7 protein-coding genes are annotated in these 7776 nt (G+C 72.4%); 2 read left to right on the top strand and 5 right to left on the bottom strand.

Annotation, left to right across the window (positions count from 1 at the left end):
* Positions 1-117 precede the first annotated feature (117 nt).
* The 5 genes from AB0I23_RS34385 to AB0I23_RS34365 all read right to left on the bottom strand — a co-directional run bounded on the left by AB0I23_RS34385 (position 118) and on the right by AB0I23_RS34365 (position 4368).
* Positions 118-954: an enoyl-CoA hydratase/isomerase family protein gene (locus AB0I23_RS34385; RefSeq protein WP_359115480.1), complete on the bottom strand. Its 837-nt coding sequence runs from the start codon at positions 952-954 to the stop codon at positions 118-120.
* A 38-nt stretch (positions 955-992) separates the two neighbouring features.
* On the bottom strand, positions 993-2174 hold the full coding sequence (locus tag AB0I23_RS34380; protein WP_359115477.1) for a thiolase family protein: 1182 nt from the start codon (positions 2172-2174) through the stop codon (positions 993-995).
* Between the two features lie 179 nt (positions 2175-2353).
* Positions 2354-2806, bottom strand: a complete 453-nt coding sequence (locus AB0I23_RS34375; protein ID WP_359115475.1) for a MaoC family dehydratase — start codon at positions 2804-2806, stop codon at positions 2354-2356.
* A gap of 44 nt (positions 2807-2850) precedes the next feature.
* Complete coding sequence (fabG, locus tag AB0I23_RS34370; protein WP_359115472.1) at positions 2851-3612, bottom strand: 3-oxoacyl-ACP reductase FabG; 762 nt, start codon at positions 3610-3612, stop codon at positions 2851-2853.
* An 81-nt stretch (positions 3613-3693) separates the two neighbouring features.
* Complete coding sequence (locus AB0I23_RS34365) at positions 3694-4368, bottom strand: HAD family hydrolase (RefSeq protein WP_359115470.1); 675 nt, start codon at positions 4366-4368, stop codon at positions 3694-3696.
* Between the two features lie 429 nt (positions 4369-4797).
* On the opposite strand from AB0I23_RS34365, the gene AB0I23_RS34360 reads away from it, so the two are divergent.
* Both AB0I23_RS34360 and AB0I23_RS34355 read left to right on the top strand, forming a co-directional pair.
* Positions 4798-6672 (top strand): 2-oxoacid:acceptor oxidoreductase subunit alpha, encoded by a 1875-nt coding sequence (locus tag AB0I23_RS34360; RefSeq protein ID WP_359115467.1) that lies wholly within the window; start codon positions 4798-4800, stop codon positions 6670-6672.
* Entirely contained in the window at positions 6665-7708 is a 1044-nt protein-coding gene (locus tag AB0I23_RS34355; RefSeq protein ID WP_359115464.1) for a 2-oxoacid:ferredoxin oxidoreductase subunit beta, read from the top strand. Before AB0I23_RS34360 ends, AB0I23_RS34355 begins: the two co-directional genes overlap by 8 nt.
* Positions 7709-7776 lie beyond the last annotated feature (68 nt).

Genomic DNA, 7776 nt, shown 5'->3' with positions numbered 1-7776 from the left:
AGCGCGAAGCCCAGCCGCGTCGGACCGCGCTTCCCCTCCACGGGCCACCATCGGGAAGTGGATCGACGAGGACGTCCTGCGCTTCGCACGGGCCGTGCGCCGGGCGGCCGAGTCCGCTCAGTCTCCCGGCCCGGATGCGTGGACTCCGACGGCGGAGCGCCCCGGCCGGCTCTGCCCGCGCACGGTGAATGCCGCCAGGAGCGCGGCGGACTCCGGCTCGGTGACGGCGGACGCGATCACCCGCGTCTCCTCCCGCCCGGCCTCCTCGCGCGAGGTCTCCGCGGACCGGCGCACCAGCCGCTTGGTCTGGCCCAGCGCGAAGACCGGTCCGGCAGCGAGGACTTCGGCCAGGTGGCGGGCCCTGTCCTCGAGACGGGCGTCGTCCGCCACCTCGCTGATCATCCCCCACGCCAGGGCCTCCGCAGCGGAGAGGGTCCGTCCGGTCAGGGCCAGTTCCAGCGCGCGGGGCTGCCCGACGGCCCGCGGCAGCAGGTGGGACAGGCCGCAGTCGGGCGTCAGGCCGACGCTGGCGTAGGCCGTCAGAAACTTCGCCGAGGTGGCCACGACGGCCACGTCGCAACTGAGCACCAGCGCCAGCCCGGCGCCCGCGGCGGCGCCCTGGACCGCGACGACGACCGGTTTGGGCATGTCCGCCAGGCGTCGCAGGGCACCGTCCAGAGTGCCGGCCAGCTCCCTCAGGTAGGCCGCCCGGTCCGGTGCGGCGGCCATCGCCTCCACGTCGCCGCCCGCGCAGAACCGCCTGCCCTCGCCGCGGACGAGTACCGCCCGCACCTCGGGGTCGGCCGTCGCCCGGTCGACCGCCGCGCCCAACGCCCGTGCGGTTGGGAGGTCCACGGCGTTCGCCCGGTCCGGCCGGGCCAGGACGAGGTGGGCGACCCCCGCACGACGGTGGTAGCGAACGAGACCGTCCACGGTTTCCCGGCCCTCGGTCACGGCAACCTCACTCTTCGGAGTCAGGGGTGGCATCGAGCTCACACCCGCCGGAACAGCGCGGCCAGGGCCTGGCCGCCGCCGATGCACATGGTCACGACGCCCAGTTCGAGATCGCGCCGGACCAAGTCCTTGGCCACCCGCAGCGTCAGCATCGCGCCGGTGGCCCCGACCGGATGCCCCAAGGCGATGGCACCGCCGTACGGGTTGGTCCGCTCCGGGTCCAGTCCGGCGTCCCGGATCACCGCGACCGCCTGGGCAGCGAACGCCTCATTCAGCTCGACGACATCGATGTCCGCCGGGCCGGTGCCGGTCTTGGCGAACAGCTTGCGCAGCGCCTCGACCGGGGCGTAGCCCATCAGCTCCGGCTCCATGGCCGCGGTCGCCACCGCCTCCAGCGACACGAGGGCGGTCAACCCGCGGGCGGCCGCGGTCGTCTCCCGGGCGAGCACCAGTGCCGCGGCGCCGTCGTTGATCCCGGAGGAGTTGCCGGCGGTCACGGTGCCGCCCTGCCGGAACGCGGGGCGCAGGTCGGCCAGTGTCTGCACGGTGGTGTCGGGCCGGGGGTGCTCGTCGGTGTCGACCGTGCGCGGGCTACGGCCGCCGGTCTCGGCGGGGGTGATCTCCTCGGCGAAGGCCGTCCGGGCCGGGGGCAGTGCCGCGCGACGCTGTGACTCGGCGGCGAACTCGTCCTGCTCCTGTCGGGAGACCGCGTACTTCGTAGCCACGTTCTCCGCCGTGACGCCCATGTGGATGCCTTGAAAGGGGTCGGTGAGCATCATGACGGTGCCGTCCGTGAGGGTGCGGTCCCCCAGCCGGTAGCCCGAGCGGGCCGCAAAGTCGTAGAACGGCATCCGGGTCATGTTCTCGTCGCCGCCGGCCAGCGCGATGTCCACCCCGCCCCACCGCATCTGCATGGCCGCCGACCAGACGGCCTGCAAGCCGCTGCCGCACAGCCGGTTGACGGTGTAGGCGGGCACGTTCCGGGGCAGCCCCGCCGCCAGGGCGACCCGGCGCCCGTTGTACGCGTCCGCGCCGACCTGTCCGATGCAGCCCATGACGACCTCGTCGACGTCCTCGGGCGCCACCCCAGCGCGCTGGAGCGCCGCGCAGGCGGCGGTGCCACCGAGTTCATGCGCCGGCACGTCCTTGAACGCACCGCCGAAGGCGCCGATCGCGGTGCGGGCCCCGTCGACGACGAGGATCTTTTCCTGTGACCCCATGGTGGTCCCTTCCGAGTGGTGGTGGGGTGCCGCTCCCGGGCGGCCCGGCGGCCGCCTGCTCCGCCCGGGCTGCCGGACGACGGGCGCTGGGCGCCGGGCGCTCGGCGCACCGTGCCGCGCCGGACGGGCCGCCGCCGCGGCGTCGCGGGGCCGTCCGTGCCGCGCGGTGTCCGGCGTGGTCAGGGCACCATGACGCTGACGGTCTCGGCGACGCACACCGGCTTGTCGCCCCCTTCGCGTTCCACGGTGACCCGGGCGACGGCCTGGACCCCCTTCGGGCCAGGGACGACGGAGAGCAGTTCGACGCCGGCCCTGACCCGGGAGCCGGCCGGCACCGGCGAGGGGAAGCGCACTTTGTTGCAGCCGTAGTTGACGCTCATGGCCAGGCCGTCCACCCGGTAGACCTCGCCCGCCAGTTCCGGCACCAGGGACAGGGTCAGATAGCCGTGGGCGATCGTCGTGCCGAACGGCCCGGCCGCTGCCCTCCCTGCGTCGACGTGGATCCACTGGTGGTCGCCGGTGGCGTCCGCGAACCGGTCGATCCGCTCCTGCATGACGGTGTGCCAGGCACTGTGCCCCAGGTGCCTGCCGACCGCCTGTTCCAGTTCCGCGATGCCGTTGAAGACCTGCATGGTGCTCCTGTTCTCGTCGGGTCCGTGCGGGGTCCGTGCCGTGGTCAGTCGCAGGGGCCGCCCGCGACGTAGAGGACCTGGCCGGAGACGAATCCGGCCCCCTCGCTCGTGAAGTACGAGACCGCGTGGGCGATGTCCTCCGGCCAGCCGATGCGCGCCGCGGGCACACCGGCGGCCACGGAGGCCTTGAATTCCTCGAACGGCACACCCATCCGTTCGGCGGTCGCGGCCGTCATGTCGGTCTCCACGAAGCCGGGGGCAACGGCGTTGGCGGTGATCCCGAACTTGCCCAGTTCGACGGCGAGGGTCTTGGTGAAGCCCTGGACGCCCGCCTTGGCCGCCGCGTAGTTCGCCTGCCCTCGGTTGCCGAGCGCCGAGGTGCTGGACAGGTTGACGATGCGTCCCCAGCGCTGCTCCGTCATGAACCGCTGCACGGCACGGCTCATCAGGAAGGCCCCGCGCAGGTGCACGTTCATGACCGTGTCCCAGTCGTCGCCGGTCATCCGGAACAGCAGGTTGTCCCGGATGACGCCGGCGTTGTTGACCAGCACGGTGGGCGGGCCGAGAGCGTCGGCGACCCGCGCGACCGCCGTCTCGACGGCTGCTTCGTCGGCCACGTCCGCACCGACCGCGAGTGCCTGAGCGCCCTCGGACCGAATGTCGTCGACGACCGTCCGGCAGGCGGCCTCGTCCAGGTCGAGGACGGCCACGGCAAACCCGTCCAGAGCCAGCCGCCGCGCGACCGCGGCGCCGATGCCGCGCGCGGCACCGGTCACCACGGCGGTACGCCGTTCGTGGGTGTTCATCTCTCCAACGTCCTTTCGTGACCTTCCAGGGATGCGGCCCGGGGGCCGCCTCAACCGGCGCTCGGCCGGGCGACACGGGCGCTACGCGGGGGCCGCGCCGGAGTGCCGCAGCCGCGGCAGCAGGTGGGCCAGTGCCGTACGGGTGGCGGCCGGATCGGTGTGCAGCAGGGCCCGCAGGCCCACGGCCCGGGCGCCGGCCACGTTCACCTCGGCGTCGTCGACGAACACCACCTGTTCAGGCGTCAGGCCCATTTCGCGCACGGTCAGTTCGAAGATCTCCCGCGACGGTTTGCGCAGACCGACCTCGCCGGAGAGCACCACCGGGGCGAAGAGCGCCTCCAACCGCTCCCGCGGATAGTCGTTGCCCCAACTGTTCGACAGCAGCGCCACCGCCACCCCGCAGTCGCGCAGCTCCTCGGCGAGCGCGTACATCCGCAGCTCCGGGCGCAGTCCGGCGAACAACCGGTCCAGGAGGCCCACGGGGTCGATGGCGGCTCCGTCCCACCGCACGAGCCACGCGGCGAAGAGCCGCTCGAACTCGGCCACCTCCAGCTCTCCGGTCTCCAGCCGGTGGAGCGGCGTGCCCTGCGGTGCTTGCCGGCCGAGCCACGCCTTCAGTGTGCGGGAGAACGAATCCGGCTCGATGCCGTCCTGCTCCAGCCAAGCGGCGATCGAGTGCCGCACCGGGGTGGTCAGCACACCGCCGTAGTCGAACACCACCGCCCGGGGCGGGCCCTGATCCGTCGTCGTGGTCACCACGCCACACCTCGGACCGCTCCCCCGCGACGCTCCGCGGGCGGGCGCCCTCCCACCGTACGACGCCGCGACCCCGCCACGGGTGCGGGCCGTGGTCCGTCGAGGTGGTCCCCGTCCGCGCCGCATCCTGTGCCTGACATGCCGCATCTCCTCGTCGTCGACAGCGGACCCCATGTCGCGGGCGGGAGGGGTGCCCTCCGGTGTGCCGGCACCGCCGACCCCACCGGAGGGCGCCGCCCGCTTCCGTGCCCACGCGGCTCCCGCGGGACGCGGGGAGCCCGCCCTCGGCGGGGAAGCCGTCGACGCCCCCACCGCCGTCGCGACCGTAACTCAACATAGACGTCAACTTCAACTCATACTTGAAGTCGTCGTCAGGTTCGCGTACTCCTACCGTGAGCCCCACTTCCGAACGGCGAAGAGGAGAGCACGATGGCGGGAGCCGCCAACAAGAGTGTGGAGCGGGTCGACCGGGTGGTGATCCGCATCGCAGGGGACTCGGGCGACGGCATGCAGCTGACCGGCGACCGGTTCACCCAGGAGACGGCGGCCTTCGGCAACGATCTGTCCACGCTGCCCGACTTCCCCGCGGAGATCCGTGCCCCGGCGGGGACCCTCGCCGGTGTCTCCTCGTTCCAGTTGCACTTCGCCGACCAGGACATCCTCACGCCGGGGGACCGCCCGGACGTCCTGGTCGCCATGAATCCAGCCGCCCTGAAGGCCCACCTGCACGAGGTGCCCAAAGGGGCGACGATCATCGTCGACACCCACGCCTTCACCACCCGGGCGCTGGGGCGGGTGGGCTGGGCGTCCAACCCGCTCGAGGACGGCACACTGTCGGACCGCACGGTCCACGCGGTGGACCTCACACGGCTGACGCTGGACGCCCTCAAGGATTCGTCGCTCTCCCGCAAGGACGCCGGCCGGTCGAAGAACATGTTCGCGCTGGGGCTGCTGTCGTGGATGTACTCCCGTACGACCGAGGGCACGGTGCGCTTCATCCGGCAGAAGTTCGCCGCTCGGCCCGAGATCGCCGAGGCGAACGTCGCCACCTTCCGGGCCGGCTGGAACTACGGCGAGACCACCGAGGCGTTCGCCGTCTCTTGCGAGGTCGAACCCGCTCCGTTGCCGTCCGGGACCTACCGCAACATCTCCGGAAACCTCGCCCTGGCCCACGGGCTGGTCACCGCGGCCCACCGGGCGGGGCTGCCCCTGTTCCTCGGCTCCTATCCGATCACCCCGGCCTGCGACATCCTGCACGAGCTGTCCCGGCACAAGCACCTGGGCGTGCGGGCCTTCCAGGCCGAGGACGAGATCGCCGCCGTCGGCGCGGCGCTCGGCGCGGCCTTCGGCGGCGCCCTGGCGGTGACCACCACCTCGGGACCGGGCGTGGCCCTCAAGAGCGAGACCATCGGTCTCGCGGTCTCCCTGGAACTACCGCTGCTGATCGTGGACGTGCAGCGCGGCGGGCCGTCCACCGGGCTTCCCACCAAGACCGAGCAGGCCGACCTCTTGCAGGCCATGTACGGACGCAATGGTGAGGCTCCCGTCCCCGTCGTCGCCGCCCAGTCCCCGGCCGACTGCTTCGACGCCACCTTGGAGGCAGCCCGCATCGCGCTGACCTACCGCACCCCGGTGTTCCTGCTGTCGGACGGCTACCTCGCCAACGGCGCCGAACCCTGGCGCATCCCGCGGCTGGACGACCTGCCCGACCTGCGGGTGCCGTTCGCCACCGGCCCCAACCACACCACCGAGGACGGCACCGAGGTGTTCCGGCCCTACCAGCGCGACCCGGAGACGCTGGCACGGCCGTGGGCACCTCCGGGCACCCCGGGGCTGGAGCACCGCATCGGCGGGATCGAGAAGCAGGACGGCACCGGCGACATCTCCTACGACCCGGACAACCACGACCTGATGGTCCGCACCCGACAGGCCAAGGTCGACGGCATCGCCCGGTCCCTGTCGCCCCTGTGGGTCGACGACCCCGACGGCGCGGCGGACGTCCTGGTGCTGGGGTGGGGCTCGACCTACGGCCCCATCGGCGCCGCCTGCCGGCAGGTACGCGCCGGCCACGGCCGGGTGGCCCAGGCCCACCTGCGCCACCTCCACCCCTTTCCCTCCGATCTCGGCGAGGTCCTCGGCCGCTACCGGCTTGTGGTCGTCCCCGAGATGAACCTCGGTCAGCTGGCCGGCCTGCTCCGGTCCGCGTACCGCGTCGACGTGACCAGCGTGACCCAGGTACGCGGCCTGCCGTTCCAGGCCGGGCAGCTCGCCGAGGAACTGCAAGGAGTGATCAACGGTGACTGACACCGCCGCCCCGCCCGTCCGCCGACAGCTCGGCCTGACGGCGAAGGACTTCAAGACGGACCAGGAGGTCCGCTGGTGCCCCGGCTGCGGCGACTACGCCGTACTCGCCGCCGTGCAGGGCTTCCTCCCGGAACTCGGCATCCCCCGGCACGACACCGTCTTCATCTCCGGCATCGGCTGCTCCAGCCGCTTCCCGTACTACATGAACACCTACGGGATGCACTCCATCCACGGCCGCGCCCCGGCCATCGCGACCGGACTGGCGCTCTCCCGCCCCGACCTGTCGGTGTGGGTGGTCACCGGCGACGGCGACGCCCTGTCGATCGGCGGCAACCACCTCATCCACGCCCTGCGCCGCAACGTGGACCTGAAGATCCTGCTCTTCAACAACCAGATCTACGGACTGACCAAGGGCCAGTACTCCCCCACGAGCGAGACGGGCAAGGTCACCAAGTCCACCCCGATGGGCTCGCTCGACCACCCCTTCAATCCCGTCTCCCTGGCGCTCGGCGCCGAAGCCACGTTCGTGGCCCGCACCCTCGACTCCGACCGTACCCATCTGCAGTCCGTGCTGCGTGCCGCCGCCGCCCACCCCGGTACCGCCCTGGTGGAGATCTACCAGAACTGCAACATCTTCAACGACGGCGCCTTCGACCAGCTGAAGGACGCGGCCACGCGCGAGGACCACATCATCCCCCTCGCCCACGGACGGCCCCTGCGCTTCGGCAAGGACGCGACGAAGGCGGTGGTGCGCGGTCCCCATGGAGCCCTGACGGTCGAGGAGGAGGTCGCCGAGGACGATACCCGCGTGGTGGTCCACGACGCCCACACCGAGGACCCGTCCTACGCCTTCGCCCTGTCCCGTCTGTCCTCACCCGGCTCGGGCCACACCCCTCTGGGAGTGTTCCGGTCCGTCCGGCGACCCACCTACGACGCGCTCATGGCCGAGCAGCTCACCACTGCGGCGGCAGCTCCGGGAGGTGAAGCGGGCCTCGCCAACCTCCTCCACGGCACGGCCACCTGGACCATCCCCTGACCGTGGCGACGACCCGCCCGGCTCACCGTCCGGACACCACGCCGGTCTCCCCACCACGACCGGGCCGT

The organism is Streptomyces atratus, from assembly GCF_040655115.1.
Classification (GTDB): Bacteria; Actinomycetota; Actinomycetes; order Streptomycetales; family Streptomycetaceae; genus Streptomyces; species Streptomyces atratus_D.
Note: the sequence above shows the minus strand (reverse complement) of the source record. Positions and strands in the feature narration are given on the sequence as shown.